At 47.3% G+C, this 17304-nt stretch carries 10 protein-coding genes; 6 read left to right on the top strand and 4 right to left on the bottom strand.

What is annotated here, in order from left to right:
• Window positions 1–30: 30 nt before the first annotated feature.
• Window positions 31–1344, top strand: coding sequence for a GntP family permease (locus GZ78_RS04765; RefSeq protein ID WP_051785819.1), 1314 nt, complete (start codon window positions 31–33; stop codon window positions 1342–1344).
• Here GZ78_RS04765 and GZ78_RS04770 read toward each other — a convergent pair.
• On the bottom strand, window positions 1341–1970 hold the full coding sequence (locus GZ78_RS04770; protein ID WP_051785820.1) for a CYTH domain-containing protein: 630 nt from the start codon (window positions 1968–1970) through the stop codon (window positions 1341–1343). The two genes, GZ78_RS04765 and GZ78_RS04770, sit on opposite strands and share 4 nt — an antisense overlap.
• Window positions 1971–2139: 169 nt before the next feature.
• On the opposite strand from GZ78_RS04770, the gene GZ78_RS04775 reads away from it, so the two are divergent.
• The 4 genes from GZ78_RS04775 to argA all read left to right on the top strand — a co-directional run bounded on the left by GZ78_RS04775 (window position 2140) and on the right by argA (window position 6887).
• The gene (locus GZ78_RS04775; RefSeq protein ID WP_034833155.1) at window positions 2140–2820 is read left to right on the top strand and encodes a TIGR00153 family protein; all 681 of its coding nucleotides are present in this window, start codon (window positions 2140–2142) and stop codon (window positions 2818–2820) included.
• Between the two features lie 23 nt (window positions 2821–2843).
• Window positions 2844–4115 (top strand): inorganic phosphate transporter, encoded by a 1272-nt coding sequence (locus GZ78_RS04780; RefSeq protein WP_034833156.1) that lies wholly within the window; start codon window positions 2844–2846, stop codon window positions 4113–4115.
• Between the two features lie 196 nt (window positions 4116–4311).
• A complete protein-coding gene (gene argE, locus GZ78_RS04785; RefSeq protein WP_034833165.1) occupies window positions 4312–5466 on the top strand; it encodes an acetylornithine deacetylase in 1155 nt (384 codons plus the stop codon).
• 113 nt (window positions 5467–5579) lie between these two features.
• Entirely contained in the window at window positions 5580–6887 is a 1308-nt protein-coding gene (argA, locus tag GZ78_RS04790) for an amino-acid N-acetyltransferase (RefSeq protein ID WP_034833166.1), read from the top strand.
• Between the two features lie 38 nt (window positions 6888–6925).
• Here argA and GZ78_RS04795 read toward each other — a convergent pair whose 3' ends face one another.
• From GZ78_RS04795 to GZ78_RS04805, 3 genes are all read right to left on the bottom strand, one after another.
• Window positions 6926–8311, bottom strand: coding sequence for a hypothetical protein (locus GZ78_RS04795; RefSeq protein WP_034833168.1), 1386 nt, complete (start codon window positions 8309–8311; stop codon window positions 6926–6928).
• Window positions 8312–8598: 287 nt separating this feature from the next.
• Window positions 8599–10968: a hypothetical protein gene (locus tag GZ78_RS04800; RefSeq protein ID WP_034833169.1), complete on the bottom strand. Its 2370-nt coding sequence runs from the start codon at window positions 10966–10968 to the stop codon at window positions 8599–8601.
• Window positions 10969–11235: 267 nt separating this feature from the next.
• Complete coding sequence (locus GZ78_RS04805; protein WP_034834183.1) at window positions 11236–11745, bottom strand: dihydrofolate reductase; 510 nt, start codon at window positions 11743–11745, stop codon at window positions 11236–11238.
• A gap of 254 nt (window positions 11746–11999) precedes the next feature.
• Here GZ78_RS04805 and GZ78_RS04810 point away from each other — a divergent pair, with 254 nt between their 5' ends.
• Complete coding sequence (locus tag GZ78_RS04810; protein WP_034833170.1) at window positions 12000–17303, top strand: hypothetical protein; 5304 nt, start codon at window positions 12000–12002, stop codon at window positions 17301–17303.
• Window position 17304 lies beyond the last annotated feature (1 nt).

Below are 17304 nucleotides of genomic sequence, written 5' to 3' on the forward strand. Positions count from 1 at the left end.
TTCAAAACATAAAGCCTAAGACGCTCTTCTGTGGACCATTCAACCCTTCATAGTTCGCTGTTCATTCTTTCTCTGATAGCCGTCATTCTACTGTTGATTGGCCGATGCAAGTTGCCTCCATTTATCGTTCTATTGCTTTGTGCCTGTGCTGCAGGAGTTTTTTCAGGCATACCGGTTTCTGACATTACTCCCCAGATATCTCATGATATGGGACAAACCTTTGGTGAAGTGGCTCTATTGATTATTTTTGGGGTATTACTGGGTAATATCCTTGAAAAATCCGGGGGTGCGCTTTTGCTGGCGGAGAAGCTGATCTTCTCTATTGGTCAGCGTTTTCCTGCACTGGCTATGGGTATCGCCGGATATATCATTTCAATTCCTGTGTACTGCGATTCTGGATTCATCCTCCTCAACAGCATCCGACAGTCCATAGCCGAAAGAACTCACTGCAACCCGACCTCTCTGAGCGTTGCTCTAGGTGGTGGCTTGTTTGCCACCCATGCCCTGGTGCCTCCAACCCCTGGCCCGGCAGCAGCCACCCTGATCCTGGGCATTTCACCCAGTCTGGTGATTCCGTGGGCTCTCTTGGTCGCACTTATGTCCACCCTTGTAGCCATTCTATGGGGAAAATGGGTTATTCGCTGGCTCAATGAGACGCCCCCTATTGAGATTAAGAAAGTCAAGACGGTCTCATCCCCCCATCAAACACAAATCTGGCTAGCGATTATCCCTATTCTTTTACCCCTGATACTGATGTCCATGGCTAACTTTAAAACGAACGGCACAGAACAGAGCTGGGCTGACTTTCTTTCACAACCTGCAAATGCCCTTTTCCTGGGCTTGCTGGCCAGCTTTCCATTAGTTCGAAAATGTCGAGAAGGGCTGGCTGGGCTGTTCAGAGAAAGCATTCAATCATGTGCCATGATTATTCTGATCATTACGGCAGGAGGTGCTCTTGCAGGAATGCTGGCTCAAACAGGGCATATAGCCAGAATTGCTGAAGGGTTACCGGAGAGCCTCGGTCTTATTCTCCCTTTTCTCATTGCTGCACTGTTCAAAACCGCTCAGGGCTCTACCACCGTAGCCTTGATCAGCGCAGCTTCAATGGTTGAGCCCCTGCTGCCAGGTTTAGGCCTGGACTCCCAGAATGGACGACTACTCGCCTTTTTATCTGCAGGGTGCGGATCCATGATGGTGACTCACGCCAATGACAGCTACTTCTGGGTAGTCACCCAATTTTCAGGCATCAGCCCGGCAACAGGCTTAAAATCCTTTACCATAGCCACCCTGCTTCAGGCTCTAACAGGACTGGGAACTGTCCTGATCATAGCCAGGCTGCTTTAAATTAAACCATCAGGCTTTTTCTGAAGCAGCTCAAACCCTCTTTCTGCCTTGCTCTTGTCTGCAGGTTTCAGATCAATCTCTGTTGTCAGCTGAGCAGCAATACTCTGCAAAGCTCTTTCATCACCATCCAACAGTTCCAGCTCCAGTTCACAGATAACGCTGCTGGCATCGCCAGATCGAACGTACCCATAATCCAGTGCAACCTCAACCCTGGCTCTGGGTTCAGACCACTCTACCAACCAACATGTCCGATCAAAATCAGTTGAGAACATCGGTATCAGAATTTCAGAAGGTAATGATCCCAGCGATGCTGGCCAAACCTTCTGTAACCCTTTGATATCCAATTCCGGCCGCTCTATGGCCCACTCCCATTCCCCTCGACGGGTCAGCCCATTAACGCTCACTCCCTTCGTTTTCAGAGTCTGAAAGTACAGACCGTTTTTCTCTCTGATTCGCAAGGCAACCCGGGCCTGATTCAGCTTTAGAGAGGCTGTATCAAAGTAAGTATTTCCCAGATGAAAAAATTCTGGTGCCGAGTTGGCGAACTTTTTCCAGAAAGGAAGGGTCTTAAGGGCTTGTACCTGCTCTTGTGGCAGCGACAACTTTAACTCTGTTTCATTACTCATGGGTTAGCTGACCGACGGCTAAATGACTCATTTTACCTGCAACCTTAAGGGTTTGTTATGGCAAATGAGAGCCTGAATATCCAATGCATTTTCAATGTAAATGGAATTTCGGTGCACAAAATTCAGTCAGCTCCTATAATTTTTCGTTCAACCCGACAGGTCTGCGACTATGCCAACCAGCAACCTATTATCGAGTGTATTTGGCCGCTCCCCTATTGGCCCGATACAAAAACACATAGCCAAGGCGCATGAGTGCGCCATTCAACTGGAGCCTTTTTTCAAAGCAGCATTTGATGGTGACTGGCAGGAAGTTGAAGACATCCAGAAAATCATCGTCGAACTTGAGCACGAAGCTGACGTCATTAAAAAAAATGTCCGCCTCTCCCTGCCCAAAAGTCTGTTTCTGCCTGTACCCAGAAGTGACCTTCTGGAAATCGTTACCGTGCAGGATAAAGTAGCGAATAGAGCCAAAGATATTGCCGGTATTGTACTGGGCAGACAGATGATGATTCCTCAGGAAATGAGAGAAGCCTTTCTCGACTACCTGAAACGATCCATTGCTACCTCAGCTCAGGCGGTGAGAGCGATGGACGAGCTGGACGAGCTGGTTGAAACCGGCTTCAAAGGCAGAGAAGTCAATCTGGTCGAAGAACTGATCGAAGAATTGGACCAAATAGAAAGTGATACAGACAAACATCAGATTACCGTCAGAAAAATTCTGTTCAAACTGGAAAAAGATCTTCCTCCGGTGGAGGTCGTTTTCCTATACAAAATTATTGATTGGGTCGGTGATCTGGCAGATCGCGCATCAAGAGTTGGCAGCCATCTTCAGTTGCTGCTTGCCCGTTAACCCTCTTTATTGGAATAACATCCATGAGCATTATCGCTGAGTATGGAACGATACTGCTGATTCTGGCCTGCCTCTTTGGTTTTTTCATGGCCTGGGGCGTGGGAGCAAACGATGTTGCCAACGCCATGGGAACCTCTGTGGGTTCCAAGGCGTTGACGATCAAGCAGGCCATTATCATTGCCATCTGTCTGGAGTTTCTGGGGGCATACCTGGCTGGAGGTTCAGTCACAGATACCATTCGCAAAGGTATCATTGACCCCAATATGCCAGAGTTGCTGGAAAACCCTCAACTGCTGGTTTACGGAATGATGGCAGCTCTACTGGCAGCAGGCACCTGGTTAATGGTTGCCACCCATTACGGCTGGCCAGTTTCTACCACCCACTCTATTGTCGGAGCTATTGTCGGCTTTGCAGCGGTCAGTATCTCGGTAGATGCCGTGAACTGGGGAAAGGTCAGCTCTATTGTTGCCAGCTGGATCATTTCTCCCATCATGTCCGGCTGTATTGCATTCATGATTTTCATGAGTGTCCAGAAGCTGATTCTTGATACTGACAACCCTTTTAGAAATGCCAAACGCTACGTGCCCGTCTACATGTTCCTGGTGGGATTCATGATGGCCATGGTAACTCTGATCAAAGGACTCAAGCACATAGGTATGCCGCTGGATTATCAGGAAAGTATTTTACTTTCACTACTGATCGGCCTGCTGGTGATGCTGGCTGGAAAAATAGCCCTATCCAAAATCAAGGAAGATGCTCAGGCTGACAAGGCTTTTCACTTCTCCAGTGTTGAGAAAGTCTTTGGGGTTATGATGATTTTCACTGCCTGCTCCATGGCTTTTGCTCATGGTTCCAATGATGTAGCCAACGCAGTAGGGCCACTGGCAGCTGTAGTCAGTATTGTCCTGAGCGGTGGTGAGATTGCTGGAAAAGCAGCCATGCCCAGCTGGGTGCTGCTACTGGGGGCTGCCGGGATTGTGGTAGGTCTTGCCACCTATGGCTACAAAGTCATGGCTACCATAGGTACTGCTATCACTGAGCTGACTCCAAGCAGAGGCTTTGCCGCAGAATTGGCAGCCGCGACTACTGTAGTTTTAGCCTCAGGTACCGGACTGCCTATTTCCACAACTCATACACTGGTTGGAGCTGTGCTGGGAGTTGGACTTGCGAGAGGCATCGGTGCCCTTAATTTAAAGGTTATAGGCACCATTTTCATGTCGTGGCTCATTACTCTGCCTGCCGGTGCTTTTCTGGCAATTATCTTCTTCCATGCCTTGAAACTGATTTTCGGATAATGAAAGGGCCTATTATGGGCCCTGCTTATCTACATTTACTTCTCACTCCAGATTCCTGACATACCTATCCCGGATAAGGGCTGTTATGATGCTATAAGCCTGTAGATTTCGGCCGTAACCTGACAGCCAGAGGATCTGGCACTTTTGTTTATTATTTTTGTCCAATTATTGAACGATTAGAACCAAGGACCTGATAATGTCTGGAATCCAGCAACCTGATTTGAAAGCAGTCCTGTCCCGGTTGATAGAGATTCCCTCTGTCAGTTCCACCCAGTCTGAACTGGATATGGGCAATATGCCTGTTATTCACGAATTGGCGGGGTGGCTTGAAACCATGGGGTTTTGCTGTGAAATCATGCCAATACCTGGAGAACCCCTGAAAGCCAATCTGATAGCAACCCTGGGTTCAGGACCCGGAGGGCTGGTGCTGGCAGGGCATACTGATACGGTACCGTACAACGAAAGTCTCTGGCAGTTTGACCCATTCTCCCTCAACGAGTCTGATAACCGGTTTTATGGTTTGGGTATCTGTGACATGAAGGGATTTTTTGGCCTTGTCATGGAAGCGGTAAAAGATTATCTGAAAGCCCCTCTGAAAGCCCCTCTGATTATTTTGGCAACAGCGGACGAAGAGTCCTCCATGAATGGTGCCCGGGCTTTGGCTGCCGCTGGCAAACCCAAAGGACGTTATGCTGTTGTTGGTGAGCCTACAGGCATGCAACCCGTTTACATGCATAAAGGAATCATGATGGAGCGAGTCAGAATTCTGGGACAGTCCGGCCATTCCAGTAATCCTGCTTTGGGCAAGAACGCCATGGAAACCGCTCATAAAGTAATATCCGAAATTATGGCGTTCCGGGAAGAGTTATCCCAACAATACAATAACCCCGGCTTTACTGTACCTGCTCCTACCATCAACCTTGGCTGCATTCACGGTGGCGACAACCCGAATAGAATTTGCGGCCATTGCGATCTGGATTTTGACGTACGCCTTTTACCGGGTATGGACAGCCAGGAGCTACGAGAAAACCTGAGACAACGTCTTCTCCCTATCGCCAGAGCCGATAATGTTAAGCTTTCTCTGGAAGCTATTCATGACAGTATTGATCCATTTGATGGTTCAGCCGACTCTCCCCTGGTCAAAACCTGTGAAGAGTTAACCGGCTATTCTGCAAAATCCGTTGCTTTTACAACCGAAGCGCCCTTCTTCACCCGGATGGGTATGGATACCGTTGTATTGGGGCCAGGTGATATTGACCAGGCCCATCAACCTGATGAATACCTTTCCATGGACAGAGTTAATCCTACGATTGAGCTGTTAAAATCCCTGATCCGACGATTCTGCCTTTAATCCCCCATCAGGGAGGCTGCTCGAAGATAAACGGACACCCTCCTATAGAGCATCTGTAAATTAAAAAACCAGAGATAGAACTGAAGCAGAATGAACGAGACGCATCAGCAGCCATGAGTTCAAATAAAAAAGACTACGTAAAATTTTTCCGGCAGAGTTCACCTTATATCCATGCCCATCATGGCAAAACTTTTGTCATTACGCTGGGCGGTGAAGCTCTGGCAAGCCCCAACCTGAACAATATCATCAATGATATTTCCCTGCTGAACAGTCTGGGCGTCAGGCTGGTTCTGGTTCACGGAGCCCGACCACAGATAGAAGAACGCCTTAGTGCCCGGGGCCTTGAGTCCAGATTTCATAATGAAAAACGTGTGACCGACCGTCAGTGCCTTGAATGTGTAATGGATGCAGTAGGTAACCTCCGTGCTCGCATTGAATCAAAGCTTTCACTGGGACTGGTTAACTCTCCAATGCATGGAGCAAGCATACGGGTCATCAGCGGCAACTTTGTCACTGCAAAACCTTTAGGTGTTATTGATGGCCAGGACTTTCTCCACACCGGTGCCATTCGCAGAATTGATAAAGAAGCTATTCAGCAGCAGCTAGACAGTGGCTATATTGTTTTACTTTCCTGCCTTGGTCACTCTCCAACTGGAGAGCTCTTTAACATGGAAGTAGAAGAAGTCGCTACCCACACAGCCGTTTGTCTTGAGGCTGAAAAACTGATTTTGTACTCCAAACTAGAGAGCGTTAGGGACCATCAGGGGCATTCTATCAGTCGCTTATCCCCACAGGAGGCCAGTAAAGCGATCAAGAGTCTTCAGGGTGACAGCAGAAGGCTACTTTCCTCAGCGATCACAGCTTGCCATGGTGGTGTCGACCGTGCACAGCTGATCAGCTATGAACAGGACGGCTCACTGTTGCTGGAACTCTTTACCCGTGACGGCTCAGGTACAATGGTTTCACGTGACCGCTATGAAGAAATTCGTGCAGCCAGTATTGAGGATGTTGGCGGTATCCTTGAACTGATAAGACCCCTGGAGCAAGAGGGCATTCTTAGAAGACGTTCAAGAAAAGAGCTGGAGCGTGAAATTCGTTTGTTCCGGGTTATTTCTCTGGACGGTATGATTATTGGCTGCGCGGCTATCCATTTGTTCTCCGGAGAACACGCTGCAGAGTTAGCCTGCCTGGTAGTACATCCGGATTATCGGGAAAAAAACCGGGGAGACCTGCTTCTCAGTGCAATAGAAGAACAGGCGTCTCAACAAGGAATGGATACACTGTTTGTATTAACCACTCAAACCAGCCACTGGTTTGTGGAACGCGGCTTTGCCGAATCCAGCCAAAAGTCCCTGCCAAAAGAAAAACGCAGTCAATACAACTCAGAAAGGCAATCTAAGATACTGGTCAAAAAACTCTGAAGCAGCTCCTTATCGTTGGCCCCAAATGCAGGGCCAGCCTACTCTTCTTTTACTTTCAACCAGTCATTGGCCCGGGCAATACTGTACCCCAGCGGCCAACTGAGTCCATAACTATGACCTTTATAGCTCACCGATTTACTGACCAGCAAGTGGGTATCTGGTTTCAGCCCTAAACGACTCAATAGTTCTGCCATATAAACAAACTCAGCACACATTCTTTCTGCCAATGGCTTACGTGGCTCACCACTGCTGGAAAAGTCTTCTTCCAGTGGAGGGGGTTGATTATGCAGTTTTATGAATTCGGAAAAGAACTGATTATCTGAACGGTAATGACCCTGAAGCCTCTCATGAACTCCGTCGGGCTTCAAACCACAAACATAGCGAGCAGCAAGCTGTAACATTCTTGGCGTCTGAATATTAGGCAGACCCAGCGCCACAGTACGATCATAAAAATAACCGTTCAAGTGGAATACCTTCGGCATGCTCGTATAGAGAAGAGGCCTTCTCCTGTCTTTTCTCAAACTCCCGGGTCTTTCAAATAGTTTATCCACCACCTCTGAACATGATTGATATTCTGAGCAGACTTTCGAAAGAGATGTAACATTTTCCAACCTCAGTAGATCATCATAGGCTTGATTGATACCTAAACCTGAATACGACTCACCATAGACTTCAATGTCAGGTTGCGGATAACGCCAGAAACGTTTGATATTAACGGCCGATGACGGAATTTCGCTGGCCGCTCTACGATACAGAGAGTTCTGCTCATCTTTCCTTACCCGAAAAGCCATTTGCACCGAACCACCACCCAGTTCGACAATGCCATATTGGAGCTTTTCGGATTTTAGCTGACCACGAAGAGTATTGACGCCTAACCAGGTAAAAGCAGCTTCTTCCAGACCTGTCAGCAAACGAACATTCTCCGGGTAGTTGCCAGGTACTCCCTGCCTGTATAACTCTATAGCGACCCGCTTTAGAACCAGATCAGCTGAGAGCAGTGGTTTCCCATGATTCTTCAGTATAACGGCCCGATGCCGAAGGCCAGCCGTTCCTCCAACAAACACTTCGGTTTTAGGAATGCAATCACCTGATTTTAACTGATACAAAGAGCTCATTTCGCCAATAAGATGACCAGGAAGGCGCTTGCCATAAGAGAGGGGGGGTTCACTTTCAACCAACGATGTTTGCCTGATCAGCTCGTATTGGGAAGTACCATACAGACGCTTAAACTGATACGACATAACCCGAGAGCCCGAGCTGCCTGCATCCATTAGAACCATACTTTTACACTCAGACTCATAAGCCTGAAGGGGATAGTTTTCAGCATAACCAGCCTGTATAAAAAAGCCCTGCAGGCCTGCAAACAGACAAAAAAGCACATTCGAATGACAAAAACGATTCAAGAGTAAGGTTATTATTTTCATTCTGATAGAGCGTATTCAATCAAATGGGCAAACAGCCCCACTCAGAGAGTGGAGAATGAGTAGTTAAGAAGAAAAATCATAGTTCACCTGAATAAGATGGCCAGAAGCAGAAACAAAGCTAACTTGAATTCATGAAAACTTCACAAAGCCACTTTAAACAGAATTAAGACTGCAGAAACATTAGAGTGATCATATTCTGAAACGAAGGAAGTTATACAAACATCACTCGTTGAACTCATTCGGGCTCTTTGTCTGAGCGGTGGAAGGTAACGAATTGTCTGACTTGATTAAAGCGGGCTTTGGGGAGGAATAATATGACTCATTTTCTGATCCCAGAAGCCCATTTTGGCCTGAACACTTTCATAATACTGACCAATAGCCCCCATCATCATTTCAGAGATAATTTGATGGTGATACTGACGACGAAGAATTAAAACAGCGGCTTCTTCATCCTCCATATGATGAAATAAAGGAGAGGTTGGATCCACTTCCCCAAGCTGTTTCTCACGCCTGACCGCTTCCATAATTTCTTTATGGGAGTCATGCAGTTTCAATATGCGCTCAACAAAGCCTTCCACTTCATCCTTTGCCAGCCTTCTCATGGTATTCATTTCTTCACGGCCAGTTCTTTCTCTCTGACCATACAAGTCCCAGGTCAGGCTCTTGCCTTCCTTCTGACCTACAATGTGGGCAAACCGCTCCCTGTTAATTTTTTCGTTGTATCTATTAACAAAAAGATCCGCCAGAAAGAAAAAACCAAAAATAATCAAACCATCCACCGAGGGTCTGGGCAGGTATGGGGAAATCTCCAACTTTGGAACACCTTCAACGGCATGCCAGCCCACTTTAAATCCATGCACCATGGTTGATTTAACAGCCCCCTTCAACCAGCCCTTCATATAACTTCGAACACCATTCTTGGCCAGAATAAGAGCACTGGCAACTCTGTTTGCATGAGTATTAAAACGTGACCTTTCTTCCTCTGTAAGCTCTATATCGGGCATTTCTTCTTCCAGAACCCGTTCCAGCTCCTCAATAGCTTCCTTTGAAGAAATAGAGCCATCATTGCTTAAATCAGGGGTCATTTTAGGAAAAACCTTTTTCCACCACCCCGTCTGCTTAGTCTTAAAATGGTAGGACTTTCCTATTACCCTTGGATCATTTGCTGCACGACTAAACAGGCTTTCTCTTTTCACCGGATCCATATTTTTAAATTTGCAATTCCACAACTCATCCAGAACCGGCTCCCACTCCTTGTCCATGCGCTCAACATCACTAACAGCGGCTGTATAAAGACGCTTGTAGAGCTTGAAAGCATCCTGCAGACTGCGTCTTCGATAGAGATACCGGGCCTTACCTTCTTCTAGCCGTATCACCGTTTCCAGATGGCTCTCATCCTTGTTCGTTTCCATCTCCAGCCTCATTTGAGCGTCTTTTTCCAGCTCAGAATAGGCATTAAAAATTCGTGTTAGCGTTTCATGGCTACAGATATATCTCAGACTCTTCAGGAAGACGCGAAATTTCTGATCGTCCATCTCTGACAAAACACCCAGATCATTTACATCCAGCTTGTAATCTGCAGATACTTCAGCTCTCTGCAACGCCCTGACTGCCCGGGTCATGCGAATGAGTTCAGTGCCGCCACTCCAGACACCGCACCAGGCAACGTAACTGAATATACTGACCGCTGCACCAATGCCTCCGGTAACCAATCCGGTCAACACAGCACTAACGACCATGGCAAAACTATTGAGAGTAAAGTCTCTTTTATTCCTGAGAAAATAGCGTTTGATCCGGTTACGAGTATCTGTATTCTTAAGCTTGATGCCTCCCCCTTTATCAACAACATTCTGAATATGAGCCTTATCAGCCTCATCCAGCTTATAACGGGTAGCTTTTGGCCTATCGAGACCTGGAGGTGTAGCTGCAGGATTAGAAGGGTCAACCGGACTAATGGGGTTCCGACCTTTCATGACAGGTACATTCGCTTCTGGAAAAAACCGCCAACGCAACGCATTCTTTATTTCAAGAATGCGTTCAAAAGTAATATCTGACTCTAGATGCAGGCCATTATCCTGAGCCAATTGAGTAATCATTGCTTCCGCCGTGTCAGCATCCACATTGAAATCTCTCATTGCGCCCTGAATCAAATCAGGAATGAGTGCCCTTCTCAAAAAACCAACAGGAAGAGCACGATCTTCAGCCAGGTATTTATAAGTCAGTTCTACTGTGGAGCAGGAAACGGTTTTTCTGACTTCCGTGATCACCTGATCACTAATCTGTTCACTGCCTCCTGACAGCACCAGCTTCATTTGCTGGCCCTTTCTCTCCTCACTCAAAACACAAACCCGGTGGTAGGCCATGGCACAAGCTATGTGATAGTCATTAAGGCTGCGCTGGATGGGGGAAGAAAACTCGTTATGAGCGGCATGACGAAAAGCATCGTAGACTCTAAGGGCTTTGGCCGCAGATGGACCACCGCCAAAAAAACGTTTGAAAAAACTGCCAATTCCAGAAAAAACCGAGACGATACGACCCTGCCACCGACCATAATCAATCTGACCCAGCCTGGTATCTTCTTCTGACGCTGTAGCGGCCTCTTTGCGCCCTACAGCAGAGAGAGAAGAGCCTCGATGGCTCCGAACCTCTGGTGGCATGTCTCTCAATCCCTGAGATAGGGAGCCCAGAAAAGAACGGGCTCCTGTGTATTAGACCAAGGCGTTCATTTTTATTCGATTAACTAATTAAAAGTAATCATTAGATATTTTACTCGAATAAAAAAATACGAATGCAGCAATATTTAAAATATAGCCGCCATATGGATATCGAATTGAAAGAAGTAGAAGAACTTTGTCAAAGGGGTTAAACCAGCCTCAATAAGCTGGTTTAAAAATCTTGTCGTGCTTTAGAATCCTTACCCGAACTCAGGCAGACTTTCTATCCAGAACCTGATAGCTGAACTCCAGAGCCTGCTCATCTTCTGAGACCTGATCTTCTCTGGCAGTGATACCCCAGTCACTTTCATTAATTTCAGGAAAAAAAGCATCGCCATCAAATGATCTGAACACTTTAGTCAGATACAACCGGTCAGCTTTGTCTAAGGCCTGGCGATAAATCTGTTCGCCACCAATCACCATGATTTCTTCATTGCCATTGATCATTGCCACGTCTTCCGCCAAAGAAATGGCGTCTTCCAGACTATGCACCACTTTAACACCTTCATGATGCCAGTTTTTATCACGGGTAATGACAATATTCGTCCGTCCAGGCAAAGGTTTACGCAATGAATCAAACGTCTTTCGTCCCATAATAATGGGTTTTCCCATCGTCACAGCCTTGAAATAGCGGAGATCTCCAGGCAAATACCAGGGCATTTTGTTATTGATGCCAATGGCATGGTTTTCCGCTACAGCGGCAATCATTGCAATTTTCATAAAGGGAGCAAATGCACCGAAGGCTTCCAGATCAGACGCCATTGTCGGCCATTTATCTCGTACCCACAAGACCCCTGAAATCCATCAACTAGGGTTTCTCTATAACTGCAAGATAAAACCAGAGGTAACTGCTCATTTTTTGTAGGCAAAAGTGCCGATTTCAAGAATGGTGCCCCTGATTTTACTGGGCTATAGTCAATCGACTCTAAAGTTTACCTACAAAAAATGAGCAGTTACAACCAGAGGAATGTCAGATGTTGCCTTCAGGCCAGGATGCTTTCAGCCAGCTACAACAGCTTGCTTACGTTGCCGAAAAAAAAGTCAACTCAAAAAGAGGGCATGAGGCTATCGGGCTGGATGCGAATCAAAAGCCTGTTGATGAAGGCTCCTTCGAAGCTGAACCTCAGTCTTATAAAAGCTTGATGACCCGAGGCTACTGGGATAGACGTAATGTAAAGACCTTTGATGATGCTGCAGCCCGGATCACGCCATTGCTGCAACAATGCGCCCACGCAGCCAACGCACAATCCAAAGTTCCAGTCACTGTCATCACCGGACGCAAGATGTCAGCCATCACGATTATGGATGAAATCAGAAAACTGATGGACAGTGACTGGGGCAGGCTCCAGCAGGTTAAGAGTGATGTTTCTGAGTTTATGCAGGGGCTTAAACAGTTTGATGAACTTGGCAGTATGACTCTTCCCCAGGGAGCCGTCACGCGGGGCCTGGAAAGCAAACAGACCTATGAGGCTGAGACCCTGAGAGTCGATCAGACGTTAGCAACTATCGCCAACAAAGCATCTCCTGAATATAAAACATGGTCAGCTTATCGTGACTATCTCGACAACATGCACTATCAGGAACGTATTCGCCTTAAAATTCAGCGCTCTATACAGGATCACGCCGGAGCAGCTAAAGACAGACCCGCCTTCAGGAGAGCATTAAAAGAGCTTTCCAGAGATTGTGATCTGGGGAAACTGGCCAGCCAGACCACTTCTGAAGGCAATCCCAGAAACCCAATATCCGTAGCCGCTTCTAACCGCTTGTTAAACAGCCTGGGTGATACTGCTACAGACCCTATTTCTTTGCCTGGAAAGACAGGCAACACTCCAGAACAGAGTTTGACGTTTGCCAGACAATCTCTCTCCATTCTGGTTCATAATTACAGTGATAAAAAAGTGGCCTTGCGTGGACCATTATTGGCATCCATGGCTGAGGCCACCAGGAAAAATGTGACCTCAGCCCTTATGGAATGTGTCGCACCAACGGCAGTAAAGCTTCAAATGGTTCAATCGCTTCAAACGGAATTTGGTAAAGAGTTCAACCGTATTAATAAGTTAGGTGTAACTCGTGATTTTGATCCATTGGCTCAAGAGCTTGTGAGCCTCAAAAACCGCTGGACAGAAATGACCAAGCAGGAAAAAGAAGAAGAGCTACGAAAAGCGAAACACCTTGAAGAAGAAAAACGTAAAGTGGAGCAACAGGGAGCAACACCTTCAACCCTGCCCCTTCTAAAACAGTCTAAAACCCTTGCCAGTGAAGGTAAGAGAAAACCTCAAGAAGTCACTCCTTTAAGACGTCTTGAGCCTGAGAACTATGACTGGATAGCCAAACCGTTGTGGAACCAGATACGTCACGATATGGATACTGGCAACCTGGAAGCTGCATCACAGCAACAATGGTATACCAATTTTCATGACGCTCTCAGAGGTGCTTCACCTGGTACCCGAAAGAGAGCAAAGGATCAGGTACTGGAAGCCATTCGCCAGAAGATAGAGGGACAACCTCAATATCAGGACTATGCAGGCCCGGTTCTGAATTTTCTTGCCCGTCTGGACCAACAAGATTTTCAGTCGGAACAAATACGCCCCGCTGCTGTTACTGAAGAGTTACCCAGTCTGGAAGCCGTTACAAAATCTCTTACTGTTCTGCCAAGACTTGAGCATGCAGCATTCAGCAGGGAACTTTATGCCCGGATCGGTGGTGACCTGGCTGCGCAAAAAACAGGTCAGCCAGAACAAACTGTCTGGCACCAGTCAATTCACCAATATCTGAAGGCTATCCCGGCGGATCAACAGCAGGGAGCTCTCAATACGATTGTCAGTCATATCGAAAGAGAATTGGCCATCAGTCGTTATGGTGTGTCTGAAGATCAGAAAAAGCAGGTTCTGGACGTACTCAAACAAGGAACCAACACTGAGTTCACGCTTTCATCTGGAGCTGGCCTGCAAGCGGCACCGGTTCAGTACACACCGCCAGTTGTTCCTCAAAAACCTGTGGAAGACACTGGAGACTTTGCCATACGTTTGTACCAAAAAATGACTGAAAGTCTGAACGCACTGGACACTCAATACCAGGATGGCGGACTGCAGTGGCATGGGATGTTGCACCAGTATCTAATGACTCTGCCTGAAACAGAAAGAGTCGGTGCTCTGGGACTGACTAGAGCCGTCGTTGGTTTCCAGCTAAGCGACCAATATGGGCATAGAGAAAACTTTGCAAGCCTGGAGAGAGACTTTAAACAGGTTTGTGACCAGGCACTGAAGGCCAACTTTAAACAGGCCGTCACAGCTAAAGTATCTACAGCCACCGCTCTGAAAGAGTCAGAAGAAGACAAAAAAACCAGTGAAAACTTTGTATCTGATTTTTACAGAAAACTGTCGAAGACACTCAATCCTGCTCTCACTCCAGACGCTCAAAAAGAATGGCATCAGGAGCTTTCAGCACACCTCCTAACCCACCCTGCCCAGACAGAACAGGTTCTTATTCAGCTCAGGCAAAAAATAGAATTTGAGCTGAGTCTGGATATTGCTGATCATGACCAATACATACCGGTCATCAATAATCTGCTGGACCAGGCAGGTAGTCCACATTTTCAGCCTCTCGCTCAGACATTCCCAGTACAACCAGCAGCAACGACTGCATCAGCTCAGCCACCACAACTAGATTTTCATAAAGTGGCAGGAGAGCTTATGGATTATATTCGCCCTCAACTCAGAGCAGGCGAAACCAGTGATAAATATCAAAATGAGTGGGCACGCAGGTTAAATGCACCACTTCGCACGTTGCCTGTCTCCCAGAGAGAGGCCGCAGGCTTTACACTGATTCAGGAAGTCAGCAATGCCCTGACTCTGGCCAATATGGATCAGCATACACCTGTTGTCATTCAGGCTTTCTTCAATGGTATCAGTGGACAATTCAAAGACGAGCCACTGGTTGTTACAGTGCCTGCAGCAGTAAAGCCAACTACTCCAGCACCTGTAGGGCCACTGCCAGAGGCAACGTCTCAAGTAACTGCCAAACCTAAAGAGAGAATCCCTGCAGCACCTGTTAAAGACCCTACTCTAATCATCGAAGAAGCTATCCAAAAGCTTCCCGTCAAGCTGCCTGGTGTTTCATTAATAGAAGCCAGACCGTTCCTCAAAGCCTACTATCAGGTGCTATTCCTCTCGACAGCAGACAACTATGACCTGATTCGCGCCGACCGACTAAAACGACAACTGGAGGCTCACTTCAGAGCCACCCGGCAAGGAGGCGGCTTTGACACTTTTGAATACAATGTTATGCAACAAGTCGTCCAGGAATACATTGCAAATAATTCAGCAGCCGACGTTCAGCCTGTTCTCACCCTTACTGACCCAGACACCACGCCGGGACGTTATAACATGCTCAGAGCCATTCTCCACAGAGCTCTGCAGAATGGCATCATTCAAAACGAATTCGTAGTGGGTGACCCTCAGGATCAGGTTAAACAGGAGCAAGTTGAACTGCTGGAATGGATTGATAATGCCCCGGGGCTTGTTGCCAAATTAGGGCTACCAAAAGTTAACAGAGGCTGGAACAGAGTTGATCCCACGCTCAATACCATGAAAGACAATATCCGGTTTGATGTTCAGACAGAAATTGCCAATGCCGTAGAGTTCAATGAATCAGTAGCCAGCCTCGCCACAATGAATATTGCCGATATAGCCAATAAAATTGCTCGCAATGAACGGCTGACCCAGCAAGAGCTGAACACCATTGTTGTAGCCAGAAAAGCCCTGCTGGATATTCAACTGGGGGTTGGACGACGCTGGCATTCATCCGTGCTCTCCCGTCCAGAATACTGGGCCAAGCCACAGGAGCACCAGGCCTATATGAAGATGCTCGAAATTGACCAGCTGCGTAGCCCGGAGATATTCCAGGCTCAAAGAGAGTGGATTATTAAAGAGCATAAATCAGCAAACAGGCATCCAAAAGTAGTGATCGAAGGGGGTGGTCCAATAGGTTTGATGTCAGCTATCAGCCAGTTCGAAGTAGGCGGCAATGTTAAAGTGCTGGAAAAGCGAAAGTTCGACTTCCAACGTGCCCAGATTCTACGACTGGATCCTATCTGGATCGGTATGCTGAAGTTCTATCTGGGTGAGAAATTTTATGAGCTGTTCCGCATTCCCGAGCATCCTGATACACACAATGCCAGAGGCTTCATTGGCAAAGACTCCTTTGGCGGTCTGACGACCCGGGATCTGGAAAAAGCGCTTCTGGACGAACTGCAGACTCTGACCCAAATGGCTCCCAGCAGAGATGCTCTTGTCCCGGTCGAGCAGTGTGAACTCACCCATATTGAAGACCCTAACGATCAGCACCCAGGCTTTACGGTGCATGCCAAGACATCGGATGGAGAGAAACGTTTTACGGACGACGTTGAAGTTCTGATCTGCGCTGGCGGTAAAGGCAGCTCAACCCGAAACCAATACCTGCCGTCAAAAGTGGTTACGAATGAAGAGTATTATGGGGTCTGCACTTGGGAAGGTGCTGATGTCCAGACTGATCAGTTTGGACACTTTGAGGACTTCCGTCAGATGATCGTTTGTGATCGGATATTCAGAGGTGAGTTTGCACGACAACTGAATGATGATGATTCAAACCGACTCCTTGGAGAAATGTCTCCCAAGGGGCAAACCGCTGCTCAGAAGATTATTGGCTCAGGTAGTCGGATCTTCACCACCCTGTCTGGCCGAATTGCCGGAACCCCCTTACAAACCCGCTGTTTTGAAAACAAAGAGCAGTTCTATATCGGGATGGAGATACCTTCCCAAATAAAGGACTACCTTGCCGATGCCCAGAGAATTTTGCTGGCAGACGGCGCTACAGAAGAGGATGTTAGAAAGTTACAGCTCCTGATCAGAACCGCCTGGTTCCAGACGGTTGCCAATTCCTATGGCGTTGACGAAAAACTCAATGCCAGAAAAGGAGCCATCAACAAAAAGTTTGCGACCACTTTCTCTGTGGCCCAGGATCGAACAGAAAACAACGTTATCTATAAAGGTGGCAAAGTCCCCTTGATGATCACAGCTGCCGGTGATGCTGCTGCCAGCCCCCACTTTATGAGTGGTACAGGACTGACCAGCGGGCGCCAGCATATTCTGGACGACCAAGATTACACCAGGCTTCTTGCAACGGGTGTTTCAGACATTGTTATGGAAACCCAAGCCGACGACCTCAGAGATAAGTCCGACAGAACCGCTGCATTTGCCATAAGCCGAGGTAGTCCATTCCTGCAACCTCTCAATCATTAAT

The organism is Endozoicomonas numazuensis (assembly GCF_000722635.1).
In the GTDB taxonomy this organism is placed as follows: Bacteria; Pseudomonadota; Gammaproteobacteria; order Pseudomonadales; family Endozoicomonadaceae; genus Endozoicomonas_A; species Endozoicomonas_A numazuensis.

What these genes read in the sequence shown, in the direction of transcription:
- argE (WP_034833165.1), top strand. Translation starts at nt 4,312, where the DNA reads ATGTCTGGAATCCAGCAACCTGATTTGAAAGCAGTCCTGTCCCGGTTG.
- GZ78_RS04800 (WP_034833169.1), bottom strand. Translation starts at nt 10,968, where the DNA reads ATGCCACCAGAGGTTCGGAGCCATCGAGGCTCTTCTCTCTCTGCTGTA.
- GZ78_RS04775 (WP_034833155.1), top strand. Translation starts at nt 2,140, where the DNA reads ATGCCAACCAGCAACCTATTATCGAGTGTATTTGGCCGCTCCCCTATT.
- GZ78_RS04780 (WP_034833156.1), top strand. Translation starts at nt 2,844, where the DNA reads ATGAGCATTATCGCTGAGTATGGAACGATACTGCTGATTCTGGCCTGC.
- GZ78_RS04770 (WP_051785820.1), bottom strand. Translation starts at nt 1,970, where the DNA reads ATGAGTAATGAAACAGAGTTAAAGTTGTCGCTGCCACAAGAGCAGGTA.
- GZ78_RS04795 (WP_034833168.1), bottom strand. Translation starts at nt 8,311, where the DNA reads ATGAAAATAATAACCTTACTCTTGAATCGTTTTTGTCATTCGAATGTG.
- argA (WP_034833166.1), top strand. Translation starts at nt 5,580, where the DNA reads ATGAGTTCAAATAAAAAAGACTACGTAAAATTTTTCCGGCAGAGTTCA.
- GZ78_RS04810 (WP_034833170.1), top strand. Translation starts at nt 12,000, where the DNA reads ATGTTGCCTTCAGGCCAGGATGCTTTCAGCCAGCTACAACAGCTTGCT.
- GZ78_RS04805 (WP_034834183.1), bottom strand. Translation starts at nt 11,745, where the DNA reads ATGAAAATTGCAATGATTGCCGCTGTAGCGGAAAACCATGCCATTGGC.